A 13,742-nucleotide genomic window follows, 5' to 3' on the forward strand; every position below is an offset into this window, starting at 1 on the left:
CCCGTGGCGCTGGTATTCGATGTTCAGCAGGCGAGCGGCAAGCCCGACGACAACCGTCGCCCCGGTACCGCGTGTCCCTTTTGCAACACGGAGGGGCTCGCCAACATCATCCAGCGCGACGGTGACTGCATCTGGCTCGAGAATAAGTTCAAGACCCTGCGCGCCACACGTCAGACCGTATTGATCGAGTCTGCCAATCACGACGCCGACCTGGTGACCTATGAACCGGATGAGCTGCATCATGTGATGCGGTTTGCCCTGGGCTGTTGGCAGCAGATGATCGATTCCCAACAGTACCGCAGTGTGCTCATGTACAAGAACAAAGGCCCGCTTTCGGGCGGCAGCCTCGTCCATCCACACATGCAGATTGTGGGCTTGGAACAGGAGGACGGCTATGCGGCGCTGACCTCAGCCAACTTTGAAGGCATCAGTGTCTGGCAACAAGGGAGAATCTCGGTCGACATCTCAACCGAACCGATCATGGGGTTCTTTGAGGTCAACGTTTCAGCCCCGCAGGGAATCGCCGCCAGCGATGGCGCGCGAGACCAGGCCGAGACGGACCTCTTCGCCGATGCGATTCAGGTAGCTCTGCGCTATATCCTGAACGAGCACCATGGTGGTCGCGCAGAGTCGTACAACTTGTTCTTCTACCACATGGACGGTCGGACCATTGCCAAGGCGCTGCCGCGTTGGGTGGTTTCACCCTACTTTGTCGGGTATCGGCTGGCTCAGGTCAATGCTGAGACCACGCTCGATGTCGATGCGGAGCGCCTGCGCGCGCATCTGGAAACGCTCGTATAGCAAGACTAGCCCCGCGTAATGCGGACAGTCTAGCGTGCCATGGCGTCGCGGCCGGCCTCGACCCGCTTGCGCTGGGCGGCGCGCTCCTCGCCGGTCAGACGCTCAAAGAAGTGCCCGATAAGCGAGGCGAGCACCTGCTGAAACAACGTTCCACACATGACGGGAAACACAACTTCGCCCGGAAAGTATTGCGTGGCGATGACGGCGCCCGAAGAGATATTGCGCATGCCGCAGGTAAAGCACATGGTGGTCGTTTCGCTATATGGCAGATGCAGCGCGCGGGCGACCAGAATGCCGACGACAAAGCCGCTGATGGCGAAGACCAAAATAAAGAGGGCTACTTCCAAGCGCACCGCGTTCATGTGCAGCATGTACTCGCTCATGGCGGTGGAGTTGGAGGCGATAACGCCCATCATCATGAACTTGCAGGCGGGCGAGAGCGCGGGGGAGAGTTTTTCGTGCCCCCATCCGCGCGTGAGCTCGTTGATCACGATGCCGAGCACGGCGGGGATGGCGATCATAAAGGCCATGCTCTGCATCATACTTGGCACGTCGATCGAGACGGTGGCGCCCAGCAGGAGCTTGAGCGTAAGCGGAATCGTCACAGGTGAGATGACCGAGGACGTCAGGATGATGGTGAGTGCGAGCGGGCCGTTGCCGCCGAACATGCTGATCCACATAAAAGCGGTGACTGCCACGGGCACACTGTATTCGAGCACGATGCCGCAGACAAGGTTGGGGTTGGAACCAAAGAACAACGATCCCATGGCATAGGCCGCGATGGGAATAAGCGCCGCCGAGACCAACAACGCCAGAATCAGGTGCAGCGGACGGTGGAACACCTCGGCTACCTGGTGAAAGGTGTTGCTGAGCGCACCTTGGAACGTCATAAAGGCAAACAAGGTGGGAACGATGGGCTTGAGAACGCCGATTTGTTGGGGAAAGAGCACGCCGAGCGCCACGCAAATCGGAACGATGATTTGCATGTGCCCCGCGAGAAACTTGCCCAGTCCAACCCATTGCTTCATATGCTCTTGTGACTCCCTTTGCTCGTGAATCCGTTTTGACTGGATATGCTAGACGCTCACATGTGTCCGTGCGTCAGAAACGCTCGATTATTTCGAGGGTATTACCGGCATCGTTTACCGAAACCGCGGCGTGCTGGACGTTGTGCGTCCGCGCTGCACGGTATAATAAATCCGTTCAACAGATCTGCCTGCCGAAGCGGGCATACACAGAGGACTCATCGCTATGAACCGTGAGAGGTATCGCGGCGACCTGCCCCTATCGGGGGTGGGTGCCTATGTCATCGCTTAAGACGACGCATCGCTGGGCGGTCGCTCAGCAAAATCCCGAGCTCGAAAAGGAACTTTCGGCTGGTCTGGGCATTCCCAGGCTGGTGGCGCGCATTATGGTCGCGCACGGCATTGGCTCCATCAAAGAGGGCCAATTGTTTTTGACGCCTTCGCTCGATCGCGACTGGGCGGACCCACTCATTATCCCGGGCATGTCGGTCGTTGCCGACCGCGTTGAGCGCGCTATTCGCAACCACGAGCACATTGCAGTCTTTGGCGATTTTGACGTTGACGGCATTACGTCGACCTGCCTGTTGACCGAGGCGCTGCGCACGTTTGGCGCCGATGTCACGCCGTTTATTCCGCATCGCTTTGATGAGGGCTACGGTCTTTCGCGCGCGGCACTCGACCGCGTTAACGAGCTCGCTCGCCCCCAGCTGATCGTGACCGTCGATAACGGCATTGCCGCCAAGGAAGAGGTTTCCTATCTGGAGAGCCTGGGGATCGATTTGGTGGTCACGGACCATCACGAGCCCTCCGACCAGGTGCCGCAGGGTGTGCCCCTGACCGACCCCAAGCTCGAGGACGAGGGCCCCTCGCGCGAGCTTGCCGGTGCTGGTGTGGCGCTCAAGCTGGTGCAAGTCCTGGGTGAGCGCCTGGGCAAGCCGTCGTATTGGCGTTCGCTAATCGAGGTCGCGGCGCTGGGCACCGTGTCCGACATGATGCCGCTCACGCCCGAGAACCGCGCGCTGGTTGCCGAGGGCATCCAGCAGATGCGCGTAACCGCTCGCCCCGGCTATATCGCGCTTGCCGCGCTCGCCAAGGCGGACCTTTCGAGCATTACGGCGGATGGCCTGTCATTCTCGCTCATTCCCCGCTTAAACGCTGCCGGTCGCATGGCCGATCCCAAGCTGGCGCTCGACCTGCTGCTTGCCCGCAATCCCATCGAAGCAAGCGCGCTGGCGGCTGAGCTCGAGGAAATCAACTGCCAGCGCCGTGAGATCGAGGCGGAGCTCACGCGCGATGCCATGGCAAAGGTCGAGGAGACCTATGACGGCGGACGCGCGATCGTCGTGGGCGGCGAAGGCTGGCACGAGGGCGTCAAGGGCATCGTGGCAAGCCGTCTGACCAACCGCTACCACGTGCCGGCGCTGCTGTTCTCGATCGAGGATGGTATCGCGCACGGCTCTGGTCGCTCGGTGGGCAAAGTTAACCTGTTTGACGCTATCGAGCGCTGTTCCGACCTGATGATTCGTCGCGGCGGACATGCCGGCGCGGTGGGTGTGACCATCGAGGCGTCCAAGCTCGATGAGTTCCGCCGTCGCCTTTCCGCCGTGTTGTCCGAGCTTCCCGCCGAGGACTTTGAGGACACCGACGAGGTTGCCGCCACGGTCGACCTTTCCGAGCTGAATATCGAGACTATAGAGCAGATTTCCCGCCTTGAGCCGTTTGGCCAGGGTAATAAGGTGCCGCTGCTGGCCGCCGAGGGCGTGACGATGTGTGATCGCGCCGTGGTGGGTAAGACCGGCGAGCATATGCGCTTCGTGGCGACGGATGGCGCCGCGAGTGTGCCGGCCATCATGTTTCGTGTACCGCAGATCGACAGGCTTATCAATTGCGACAGCGCCGTCGACTTGGTGTTCGAGGCCGTTGCCGAGCATTGGCAGGGTCGTGTGAAGCCCAAGCTCATGGTCAAGGATGTTCTGGTCCGCGATAGCACGCTGCCCAGCGTCGACGATCCGGCATGCGAGCTTCGTCGTGGCGTGCAGCCGGCGGATTCCGGCCTGCGCTTGGAGTCGCGCAAGCGCGAGACGCTCGCCCAGCTTTCCTATACCGAGCTCACGCGCTCGCTTATCCATAGCTTTATCGGATCGAACCAGCCGCACCGCGCGCAGGTTGAGGCGCTCGACGCCTTGGCCGATCACCAGAGTGTCTTGGCGGTTATGGGAACGGGCCGCGGCAAGTCGCTCATCTTCCATGTGCATGCCGCGCGTGAGGCGGTGCTTCGCGGACGTGCGAGCATCTTTGTCTATCCGCTGCGTGCGCTTGTTGCCGACCAGGCCTATCACCTCTCGTCGACGATGGCATCGCTTGGCATTGGCGTTGGCGTGCTTACCGGCGAGACCGTGGAGGCCGCGCGCGATGACGTGTTCGCCGGCCTAGCTTCGGGCCGCACCGGTATCGTGCTCACGACGCCCGAGTTCCTATCTATCCACCGTGACCGCTTCGCGCGTTCGGGCCGCATCGGCTTTGTCGTTATCGATGAGGCGCATCATGCCGGTCTTGCCAAGGGCGGCGACCGCAGCGCCTATCTCGACATGCCCGATATCCTCAAAGCCCTGGGCGACCCGGTCGTTATGGCTGCGACGGCCACTGCGACGGCTCCGGTTGTGGCCGAGCTTGCCCGCATGTTGCCGATCACTCGCACGGTGGTCGACGAGACGGTGCGCGAGAACCTGCGGCTCGAGGACGACCGCGATCTTGCAAGTCGCGAGAACCGTTTGGTGTCGATTGTGGCGACGGGGGAAAAGACCGTCATCTACGTCAATTCGCGCGACCAGTCCGTGGCGCTCGCCAAGACGTTGCGCAAGCGTGTGCCCGATTGCGCAACCCATATCGCGTTCTATAACGCGGGGCTTGTGCGTTCCGATCGCCGTCGCGTGGAGGAAGCATTCCGAGACGGCAGCCTCAGCTGCATCGTCTCGACATCTGCCTTTGGCGAGGGCGTCAACCTGCCCGATATCCGCCATGTCGTGCTCTATCACATGCCGTTTGGCGGCATTGAGTTTAACCAGATGAGCGGCCGTGCCGGTCGCGATGGCCAGCCCGCCGTGATCCACCTGCTCTATTCGTCGCGCGATGCCCGCATTAACGAGCGCCTGCTCGACTGCTACGCACCCGAGCGCGACGAGCTCGTCACACTCTATCGCGCGCTGCAGACCATGTGGCGCTCCAACCGCGGCAAGACCGGGGATGATTCATTCTGCGCAAGCGATATCGACATCGCGCAGATGTGCCTTGCCATCGATGCTCGCACGCCGGTCGACGAGCGTTCGGTGGAAAGCGGCCTGGGAATCTTCGAAGAGCTTGGTTTCTGTCGAGTTTCGGGGTTTGACGACACTCGTCGTATCGCGATGGCCGAAAACCCCGGCCGCGTGCAATTGAGCAGGTCAATTCGCTATTTGGAGGGCTTGCGCTCGCGCATGGAGTTCTCGGCTTTCCGGAGCTGGGCGCTCGATTCGTGCGCTTCTGATATGCTAGCCAAAGTTAACCGCCCGATCGTACCGCGGGCCTAGGGGAAGGGGACCTCGATGGATGCCGCAGCCCGTACCGCCCATGATTCCACCCTCCAGCCGTTTTCGGAGATGGAGCACTATAAGCATGCCGATGAGCTGCCGCCCGAGATTATGGCGGACAGCTACGACAAGCTGGAGCGCCTGTGCCTCAAATATATGAATGAGGACGACTTTTCTAAGGTGGAGCAAGCCTACTGCTTTGCCGCCGAGAAGCACTGCAACCAAAAGCGCCGCTCGGGCGAGATGTACATTAACCATCCCGTCGAGGTTGCCATCATTTTGGCCGATCTCAAGATGGACTGTGACGTGGTGTGCGCCGCGCTGCTGCACGATACCGTCGAGGATACCGAGACCTCGCTCACCGATGTTTCCGGCCTGTTTGGCGATACGGTGGCCGAGCTCGTCGATGGCGTGACCAAGCTCACCAACATCGAAGTCGACAGCATGGACGAGAAACAGGCCCTCACGCTGCGCAAAATGTTCCTCGCCATGTCCAAGGACATTCGCGTCATCATCGTTAAACTTGCCGACCGTCTGCACAACATGCGAACGCTGGCAGCCCTGCGCGAGGATCGTCGCCTGTTTAAGGCTCGCGAGACCATGGACGTGTACGCGCCCTTGGCCGACCGCCTGGGCATGAGCTCTATTAAGTGGGAGCTCGAGGACCTGTCCTTCTTCTACCTGGAGCCCGATGCCTACCAGCGCATTGCGCGCATGGTGGCGGAGTCGCGCGAGGTCCGTGAGCGCTATCTGGCTGAGACCATCAAGACACTCACCGACGAGCTCAACCGCATTGGCCTGGAAGGCTTCCAGATCAACGGCCGTTCCAAGCACTATTGGTCCATCTACCAAAAGATGAAGCGCAAGGGCAAGGAATTCTCCGAGATCTACGACCTGGTGGCACTGCGCGTCATCACGCATTCGGTGCGCGATTGCTACTCCACGCTCGGCGCGGTGCATACGCTGTGGCACCCCATGCCCGGTCGCTTTAAAGACTATATCGCCATGCCCAAGGTCAATAACTACCAGTCGCTCCACACGACGGTTATCGGCCCCACGGCCCGCCCACTCGAGATTCAGATTCGAACCTACGAGATGCATGAGCAGGCCGAGTACGGCATTGCCGCCCACTGGCTATATAAGAAGTCGGGCGGATCGTCTGCGTCTAAGACCAATGATGCCCAGCGTCTGGACGACCAGATTAACTGGCTTAAGCACTCACTCGATTGGGCTGCGTCTGATGAGATTACCGACGCCAAGGAATACCTGCATTCGCTGAAGGTTGACCTCTTCGATCAGGAGATCTTCGTCTTTACGCCCAAGGGCGAGGTCATGGCGCTTCGTGCCGGATCCACGCCGCTCGACTTTGCCTATGCCGTTCACACCGAGGTGGGAAACCATTGCGTCGGCGCCAAAATCAACGGTGCGGTGGCTCCGCTCACGCACGAGATTAAGACGGGTGACCGTGTCGAGATCCTGACGAACAAGAGTTCCAAGCCGTCGCGTGATTGGCTCAAGATCGTCAAGACGCCTTCGGCTAAGTCCAAGATCCGCCGCTATTTTGCCGCTGCGACCAAGGACGACGACGCTGCTGCTGGTCGCGATATGCTGGCCAAGGACCTGCGTAAGCGTGGCTATGGCATTTCTACGCCGCGTTCGACGCGTGCACTCAACGCCGTGGCGGAGCAGTTTAACTTCAAGCAGCTCGAGGACCTGTTTGCCGCCGTCGGCGCCGGCAAGGTTGCCCCGCGCGCTGTGGGCAATAAGGTCGAGCAAATCTTGGACCCCAAGCCCGAGGAACAGCTCACCAAGGCCGAGGCTATCGCCGAGGTCGTGAAGCAGCCCGCTCGCGGCTCCAACCGCAAGCCGCAAAAGCGCGGCAAGAGCGCCAGTAACGGGATTATCGTCAAGGGCGAGAGCAACAGCGGCCTGCTGGTCCGTCTGGCTCATTGCTGCAACCCCGTGACGGGCGACGACATCGTCGGCTTCATCACGCGCGGTCGTGGCGTTTCGGTGCATCGCGCCAACTGCCCTAACGTCAAGGGTCTTATGGAACATCCCGAGCGCATGATTGATGTGGAGTGGGACGGCGCTGCCGACACCCTCTTCCAGGTCGAGATCGTGGTCGAGTGCTTGGACCGCATGGGCCTGCTCAAGGATGTCACCATTGCCATTGGCGATGCGGGCGGCAATATCCTTTCTGCCGCCACGTCGACCAACCGCGAGGGTATTGCAACCCTGCGCTTTATGGTCGAGATCTCGGACGCGAGTGGTCTGGATCCGCTGCTGGCTTCCATCAGCAGCGTCGATTCGGTCTACGACGCTCGCCGTCTTATGCCCGGCGAGGGCGGAGCGCAACTCAAGCGCCGTGTGTAGGTGCGAGAGCCTCTCAGCATCATAGATATTGGTTACGTTCGAGGCATCGTTTGGTGCCTCGAACGTATTTTAGAAGGAGGGTATGCGCGTGGACGATATGACTTTGGACCTGACACCCCGAGGCGCGGCTTCGATTGAGGCGCTCGTCAACGGCCCGATTCAGACCAACAGCTACGCCGTGATTTCGAATGACGAGTGCTTAATCGTCGATCCGGCGTGGGAGGGCGAGCGTCTTGTGGAGCATATCCGCACCGCGCATCCCGAGGTGCGCGTACTCGGCTCTGTCTGCACGCACGGTCATGCCGACCATGTTGGCGGGGTTGCCGGGGTTCGAGCTGTCGTTGGCGACAGCGCGCTATATGAGTTGTGCGCTAAGGACGTGACGGTACCTCGCGCAAATATCGAGGAGCAGCGCGCCATGTGGGGTATCGAGATACCCGATCCGGGTGAGCCGACGCGTTTGCTTGCCGAGGGCGATACAATCGAGGTGGGCGACGTCTGCCTGCAGGTGATTGAGACGCCGGGGCATACGCCGGGCGGCATCGTCCTGTTCGCCGTGACCGAGCGGGGGAACATCGCCTTTGTGGGCGACACGCTTTTCCCGGGCAGCCACGGTCGTACCGATCTTTCCGGCGGTGACGAGGCGGCGATTATGCGCTCGCTCTCCAAACTTGCCAAGATGCTTCCGCCCGATACCGTTTGCTTGACGGGCCATGGCGATTCGACCACGATGGCGCACGAACTTATGCAGAACCCGTTTATGCAGATGTAGGCTCGAAGCCGTCGTCCGAACCACGAAGACCGCTCAATCGTCAAGCTATTTTCCCCAGTGGGTCGATTCTGTGGGGCAAACGGTCAAAATTTGTCCAATCGGATGGTATTCGTGAACAAACGAACGTTTATGCTCGGGTATGTCGTGGTAAAATCTCAGGCGTTATCGGAGCAACCTTACAGGAGGTTTCTTTTATGCTCGTCAACGCAGCAGACATGCTCAAGAAGGCCGAGGCCGGCAAGTACGGTCTCGGTGCCTTCAACACCAACAACCTCGAGTGGACCCTGGCTATTCTCCAGGCCGCCGAGGAGGCCAAGTCTCCGCTGATCCTTCAGTGCACCGCTGGTGCCGCTAAGTGGATGGGCGGTTTCAAGGTCTGCGCCGACATGGTCAAGGCTGCCGTCGAGGCCACGGGCGTTACCGTTCCCGTCGCCCTTCACCTCGATCACGGTTCTTACGAGGACTGCTTCAAGTGCATCGAGGCCGGCTTCACGTCCATCATGTATGACGGCTCTCACGAGGAGACCTTCCAGCTTAACCTCGACCGCACCAAGGAGCTCGTTGAGCTTGCCCACTCCAAGGGCATGTCCATCGAGGCCGAGGTCGGCGGCATCGGCGGCACCGAGGACGGCGTGACCTCCAGCGGCGAGCTCGCTGATCCTGCTGAGTGCAAGCAGATTGCTGACCTGGGCGTCGACTTCCTCGCCTGCGGTATCGGCAACATCCACGGCGTGTACCCTGCCGACTGGGCTGGCCTTTCCTTCGAGCGCCTGGGCGAGATCAAGGCTCAGACCGGCGACCTGCCCCTCGTCCTGCACGGTGGCACCGGCATCCCCGAGGATCAGATCAAGAAGGCCATCTCCCTGGGTATCTCCAAGATCAACGTCAACACCGATCTGCAGCTCGTCTTCGCCAAGGGCGTTCGCGAGTATATCGAGGCTGGCAAGGATCAGCAGGGCAAGGGCTTTGACCCCCGCAAGCTCCTCAAGCCTGGTCGCGACAACATCGTTGCCCGCACCAAGGAGCTCATGGAGGAGTTTGGCTCCGTCAACAAGGCGTAAGTAGCGGTTTAACTTCCCGCCGGAGGCCCCGTTCGCCCTACGCTTTTCCCTTGCGCTCACCTGGCTTTGCCAGAAGTCGCGCAATGGGAAAAGCTCCGGGTGAACGGGGCCTCCTTTGTTAACTCGCTACAGGGTTACTGGGCTGAATTCATTTTTAGAGGTACCGTTTATCGGTGTTGAGGGTTCCTTTATTGGGGCTTTCTTTTTATCTCGCTACAATGGGCTTCAAGAGTTCTAATGACTTGGAGTTTGGTATGGCTGTTGTTAATGTGTTGCCTTCGGATGGGAAGGTTATTGACGAGGGTCCTGTTGGTTGCTCTGTTGATGTTTGCAATGATGACTTCCGTTTTCTAGATGTTGGCTTGCCACCCGAGATTCTGCGTTTAAAGGACGCGGGGTATCTTTCGCAGGCTATTGAGGCCTGCGACCGTCTACTTGCCCAAAATCCCGATCCCTCGCTTGCTGCCTGCGTTCGTGCCGAGCGGTATCGCATGCTTGAGACGCCGCTTCATTTTTCGGTGTCGCGCGATCGAGCTATTGCGATGATTCGCGAGGAGTGGCCTGAGTTTACCGAGGAGCAGTTTAACGATCTGATTGACCGTAAGCGTATTGACTGGCGCTTTATCGATGGTGAGCTGTTCGTTCTCGACAACTTCCTCGATTCGCTTCGCGTATATCCCAAAGAGGTCCCCGGCATGCGTCCCGATTCTACCGACGGAATAGCACTGCGCAACGAGATGCTCAAGGAGATGGAGTCGCAAAACGGATTGACTCGCGTTATTACGCTTAAGGCGTCCTTGTCTGTCCCCGGCGCTCTAGAGGGGGAGACCGTTCGCGCTTGGCTACCCGTTGCCGCCGCCTGTCGTCAACAGTCTCATATCGAGGTTCTCGATATGACGCCGGAGGGTGCTGTTGCTCCCGCGAACGCTTCGGCGCGTACCGCCTCGTGGTCTTCTTCGAGTGATCGCTCATTCTCGGTGACCTATCGCTATCAAATCAATGCCGCTTATCGCGATATTTATGGGGGTGCGCTTCCGTCGCATCCGTGTATGGACGCGCCGTTGCCCGAAGATATTTCTGAGGACCGTCCGCACATTGCATTTACGCCGTATCTGCAGCAGCTGACGGCCAGCGTTGTTGGCGGACTCGAGGATCCGCTCGATCGCGCCCGTGCTATCTATGATTACCTGACGCAGTATATCGACTATCGCTATCAGCCGCCGTACTTGCTTTTGGGATCTATTGCCGATGACTGCGCGCATTCGCTCCGCGGCGATTGCGGCGTTATGGCGCTCACGTTTATCACCATGTGCCGTATCGCGGGCGTGCCTGCCCGTTGGCAGAGCGGCCTCTACGTTGCGCCCGATTCGGTGGGGTCGCACGACTGGGCAGAGTTCTATACGCCGCAGACCGGTTGGCTCAACGCCGACGTGTCATTTGGATCTTCTGCTCGCAGGATGGGGGAGGAGTGGCGCTGCCGTCACTACTTTGGCAATCTCGACCCATGGCGTATGGTGGCCAACAATCGATTCCAGGCAGAGTTTGAGCCCTCTTTCGACGGCATGCGCGAGGACCCTTACGATAACCAGATGGGTGAGGCTTCGGTCGACGGTCGCGGATGCCGTCAGCGCGAGATGCTACGCACGGTCGAACTCATCGAAATGCTCGAAGTTCCATTTTCGGACTAATCGGTAGAAAGCTGTGATAAACTAACTCACGCATTACGTGCCCGAGTGGCGGAATTGGCAGACGCAGTGGACTCAAAATCCACCGTTGGCAACAACGTGCGAGTTCGAGTCTCGCCTCGGGCACCATACATGCAAGTGAGCGTTCAAGGGGGTTGCGGCCCCCTTTTTCGTGCCGAACTCGCGTGAGCGCGCGAAGCGTTAAGCAAACAGGCCTGCGGCCTGTTTGTAGCGGAGCGTGGCGAGGGCGCCTCGCGCCCGAAGCCCGGGGCTTCGCGAAGCGAAGGCCCTTCGAGTCTCGCCTCGGGCACCATACATGCAAGCGAGCGTTCAAGGGGGTCAAGGCCCCTTTTTCGTGTACGTAATGTGATAACGCGCTGTACGTGTTATTATTCGCAAGGCGTTGTTCTCGCAATGCCCTAAAGAGGAACCCGAGGGTTCCCACCTTTTGGCGCCAATGAGCAGCTGACTGGTCATACAACTTAGATTCCCTTCCTCAAATCGAGGAAGTCTATGTGTACGACCTGGTTGCCGAGAAGCGCCGGGTTATTTTTTTATGAATGGAGGTAGGGAAAATAGCTAAGTCTGATGACACCCGCATCAACGACGAGATCACTGCATCTTCGTGCCGTTTGATTGGCGTCGATGGCTCTCAGCTCGGCCTGTTCGCCATCCGTGATGCCCAGCGCGTCGCCGACGATCAGGGTCTCGACCTGGTCGAGATCGCTCCCAACGCGGAGCCGCCGGTCTGCAAGGTCATGGACTACGGTAAGTTCAAGTACCAGCAGGCCATGAAGGCCAAGGCTGCTCGTAAGAACCAGTCCAAGGTCGAGGTCAAGGAAATGAAGTTCCGACCCAAGATCGACGTTGGCGACTACGAGACCAAGAAGGGCCACGTTCTGCGTTTCCTCAAGAAGGGCGCACGCGTTAAGATCACCATCATGTTCCGCGGCCGTGAGATGGCTCACCCGGAGCAGGGCCTTAACGTTCTCGAGCGTCTCGCCGAGGATCTCAAGCCTTACGCTACGGTCGAGTCCAAGCCTAAGATGGAAGGCCGTAACATGCTTATGCTGCTCGCCCCGATTAAGGGCGCCTTCGATGAGGATAAAGCGGCAAGCGATACCAAGTAACTAGTGTTCTGTAACCGATTAAGGAGTATTTCATGCCTAAGATGAAGTCCCACAGCGGCACCAAGAAGCGTTTCCGCAAGACTGGTACCGGCAAGCTTATGCGCGCCAAGGCTTTCAAGAGCCACATCCTGAGCAAGAAGTCCACCAAGCGTAAGCGTGGCTTCCGTCAGGAGACCGAGATTGCCGCTGCCGACCGCAAGGTCATCAAGTCTCGTCTCGCCTAAGTTCGCGTTCCCGTTTTTCGTTTTACCGTCTAGGAGTTGATAGAACATGGCACGTATTAAGCGCGCTGTTGCCGCCAAGAAGAAGCGCCGTACCGTTATGCACCGTGCGAAGGGTTACTACGGTGCCGCTTCGCGTACTTACAAGCATGCTAAAGAGCAGGTCCAGCACTCCCTGCAGTATCAGTATCGTGATCGCCGCAACAAGAAGCGCGAGATCCGTTCTCTTTGGATCACTCGTATCAACGCTGCTGCTCGCCTGAACGACATCTCTTACTCTCAGTTCATGCACGGCCTGAAGGTTGCCGGCATCGAGCTCGACCGCAAGGTCCTGGCTCAGATGGCTTACGAGGACATCGAGTCCTTCAACGAGCTGGCTACCATCGCCAAGAAGGCTCTCGAGGCCTAATAGATTCTCTTGGATCGCTAGGGGAGTGTCGCGTTGTGGCGGCGCTCCCTCTTTTTATCTGAAGCGCGGTTTACATTGCTAAAAGCGCGGGTAGATAAACACTTACAGGTGACCGATCTCTATATATTCCTGAACCAAAGGGTCATCATCTGATACGTGCGGAAGATCCGCACCAGTCTTTCTATTACCTATAGAAAGCAATATGTTGTGTAGGACTTGTGAAGAGTGGAATTGACGTCCCACAGAGCTTCGCGGTCTGGCAATATATCTCCTTGCCGCGCGGCCCGGTCGGACCGGATGAGCCGCGGGGCGTGCACCTTGAGAACCGGATACTGCGAGGATGGACACACCAGTTGTGTCGCATCCGGGCAGACATCGAACCATTTGAAATGGTCTAACTTGGATTTGTTTTTCGCAAGGCCGCCGAGAGGCGGCCCCGAGAAATTCCTTTTCCTATACTAGAACCATATGAATCGAACGGAACCGATCAGCGAATGACTGAGAGGACCGGACGGGCTCGAAGCCCATATATTTTGGACGGAGAGTTCGATCCTGGCTCAGGATGAACGCTGGCGGCGCGCCTAACACATGCAAGTCGAACGGCACCTATCTTCGGATAGAAGCGAGTGGCGAACGGCTGAGTAACACGTGGAGAACCTGCCCCCTCCCCCGGGATAGCCGCCCGAAAGGACGGGT

General features: G+C 59.0%; 10 protein-coding genes, 1 tRNA gene and 1 rRNA gene. 11 read left to right on the forward strand and 1 reads right to left on the reverse strand.

The features are described 5' to 3' along the window. Window positions 1-3 precede the first annotated feature (3 nt). A complete protein-coding gene (locus ABG996_RS02110; protein ID WP_347478264.1) occupies window positions 4-801 on the forward strand; it encodes a DUF4931 domain-containing protein in 798 nt (265 codons plus the stop codon). 29 nt (window positions 802-830) lie between these two features. Here the strand turns inward: ABG996_RS02110 and ABG996_RS02115 are convergent, their stop codons facing one another. Next, window positions 831-1,829: a bile acid:sodium symporter family protein gene (locus tag ABG996_RS02115; protein WP_347478265.1), complete on the reverse strand. Its 999-nt coding sequence runs from the start codon at window positions 1,827-1,829 to the stop codon at window positions 831-833. A gap of 275 nt (window positions 1,830-2,104) precedes the next feature. Between ABG996_RS02115 and recJ the strand changes: the two genes are divergently transcribed. The 10 genes from recJ to ABG996_RS02165 form a co-directional block, all read left to right on the forward strand. After that, window positions 2,105-5,392 carry a single-stranded-DNA-specific exonuclease RecJ gene (gene recJ / locus ABG996_RS02120; protein WP_347478266.1) on the forward strand — a complete coding sequence of 1,096 codons (3,288 nt, stop codon included), beginning with the start codon at window positions 2,105-2,107 and terminating at the stop codon, window positions 5,390-5,392. A gap of 15 nt (window positions 5,393-5,407) precedes the next feature. Beyond that, entirely contained in the window at window positions 5,408-7,768 is a 2,361-nt protein-coding gene (locus tag ABG996_RS02125) for a RelA/SpoT family protein (protein ID WP_347478267.1), read from the forward strand. Between the two features lie 82 nt (window positions 7,769-7,850). Continuing rightward, window positions 7,851-8,540, forward strand: a complete 690-nt coding sequence (locus tag ABG996_RS02130; protein ID WP_347478268.1) for an MBL fold metallo-hydrolase — start codon at window positions 7,851-7,853, stop codon at window positions 8,538-8,540. A 194-nt stretch (window positions 8,541-8,734) separates the two neighbouring features. Beyond that, on the forward strand, window positions 8,735-9,601 hold the full coding sequence (gene fba / locus ABG996_RS02135) for a class II fructose-1,6-bisphosphate aldolase (protein WP_035137086.1): 867 nt from the start codon (window positions 8,735-8,737) through the stop codon (window positions 9,599-9,601). 254 nt (window positions 9,602-9,855) lie between these two features. Continuing rightward, a complete protein-coding gene (locus ABG996_RS02140) occupies window positions 9,856-11,289 on the forward strand; it encodes a transglutaminase-like domain-containing protein (protein WP_347478269.1) in 1,434 nt (477 codons plus the stop codon). A 39-nt stretch (window positions 11,290-11,328) separates the two neighbouring features. Then, window positions 11,329-11,415: transfer RNA gene (locus tag ABG996_RS02145), tRNA-Leu, on the forward strand. A 431-nt stretch (window positions 11,416-11,846) separates the two neighbouring features. Then, complete coding sequence (gene infC, locus ABG996_RS02150; RefSeq protein WP_006234423.1) at window positions 11,847-12,416, forward strand: translation initiation factor IF-3; 570 nt, start codon at window positions 11,847-11,849, stop codon at window positions 12,414-12,416. 32 nt (window positions 12,417-12,448) lie between these two features. Further along, complete coding sequence (rpmI, locus tag ABG996_RS02155) at window positions 12,449-12,640, forward strand: 50S ribosomal protein L35 (RefSeq protein WP_006234422.1); 192 nt, start codon at window positions 12,449-12,451, stop codon at window positions 12,638-12,640. A gap of 46 nt (window positions 12,641-12,686) precedes the next feature. After that, complete coding sequence (gene rplT, locus ABG996_RS02160) at window positions 12,687-13,046, forward strand: 50S ribosomal protein L20 (RefSeq protein WP_006234421.1); 360 nt, start codon at window positions 12,687-12,689, stop codon at window positions 13,044-13,046. A 534-nt stretch (window positions 13,047-13,580) separates the two neighbouring features. Next, window positions 13,581-13,742, forward strand: a 16S ribosomal RNA gene (locus tag ABG996_RS02165); the annotation flags it as partial.

It is taken from the genome of Collinsella aerofaciens (assembly GCF_039836695.1).
Taxonomy (GTDB): domain Bacteria; phylum Actinomycetota; class Coriobacteriia; order Coriobacteriales; family Coriobacteriaceae; genus Collinsella; species Collinsella aerofaciens_BD.

Coding starts and splice junctions, on each gene's coding strand:
- ABG996_RS02115 (WP_347478265.1), bottom strand. CDS start 1,829: ATGAAGCAATGGGTTGGACTGGGCAAGTTTCTCGCGGGGCACATGCAA.
- recJ (WP_347478266.1), top strand. CDS start 2,105: ATGTCATCGCTTAAGACGACGCATCGCTGGGCGGTCGCTCAGCAAAAT.
- ABG996_RS02125 (WP_347478267.1), top strand. CDS start 5,408: ATGGATGCCGCAGCCCGTACCGCCCATGATTCCACCCTCCAGCCGTTT.
- ABG996_RS02130 (WP_347478268.1), top strand. CDS start 7,851: ATGCGCGTGGACGATATGACTTTGGACCTGACACCCCGAGGCGCGGCT.
- fba (WP_035137086.1), top strand. CDS start 8,735: ATGCTCGTCAACGCAGCAGACATGCTCAAGAAGGCCGAGGCCGGCAAG.
- ABG996_RS02140 (WP_347478269.1), top strand. CDS start 9,856: ATGGCTGTTGTTAATGTGTTGCCTTCGGATGGGAAGGTTATTGACGAG.
- infC (WP_006234423.1), top strand. CDS start 11,847: ATGGAGGTAGGGAAAATAGCTAAGTCTGATGACACCCGCATCAACGAC.
- rpmI (WP_006234422.1), top strand. CDS start 12,449: ATGCCTAAGATGAAGTCCCACAGCGGCACCAAGAAGCGTTTCCGCAAG.
- rplT (WP_006234421.1), top strand. CDS start 12,687: ATGGCACGTATTAAGCGCGCTGTTGCCGCCAAGAAGAAGCGCCGTACC.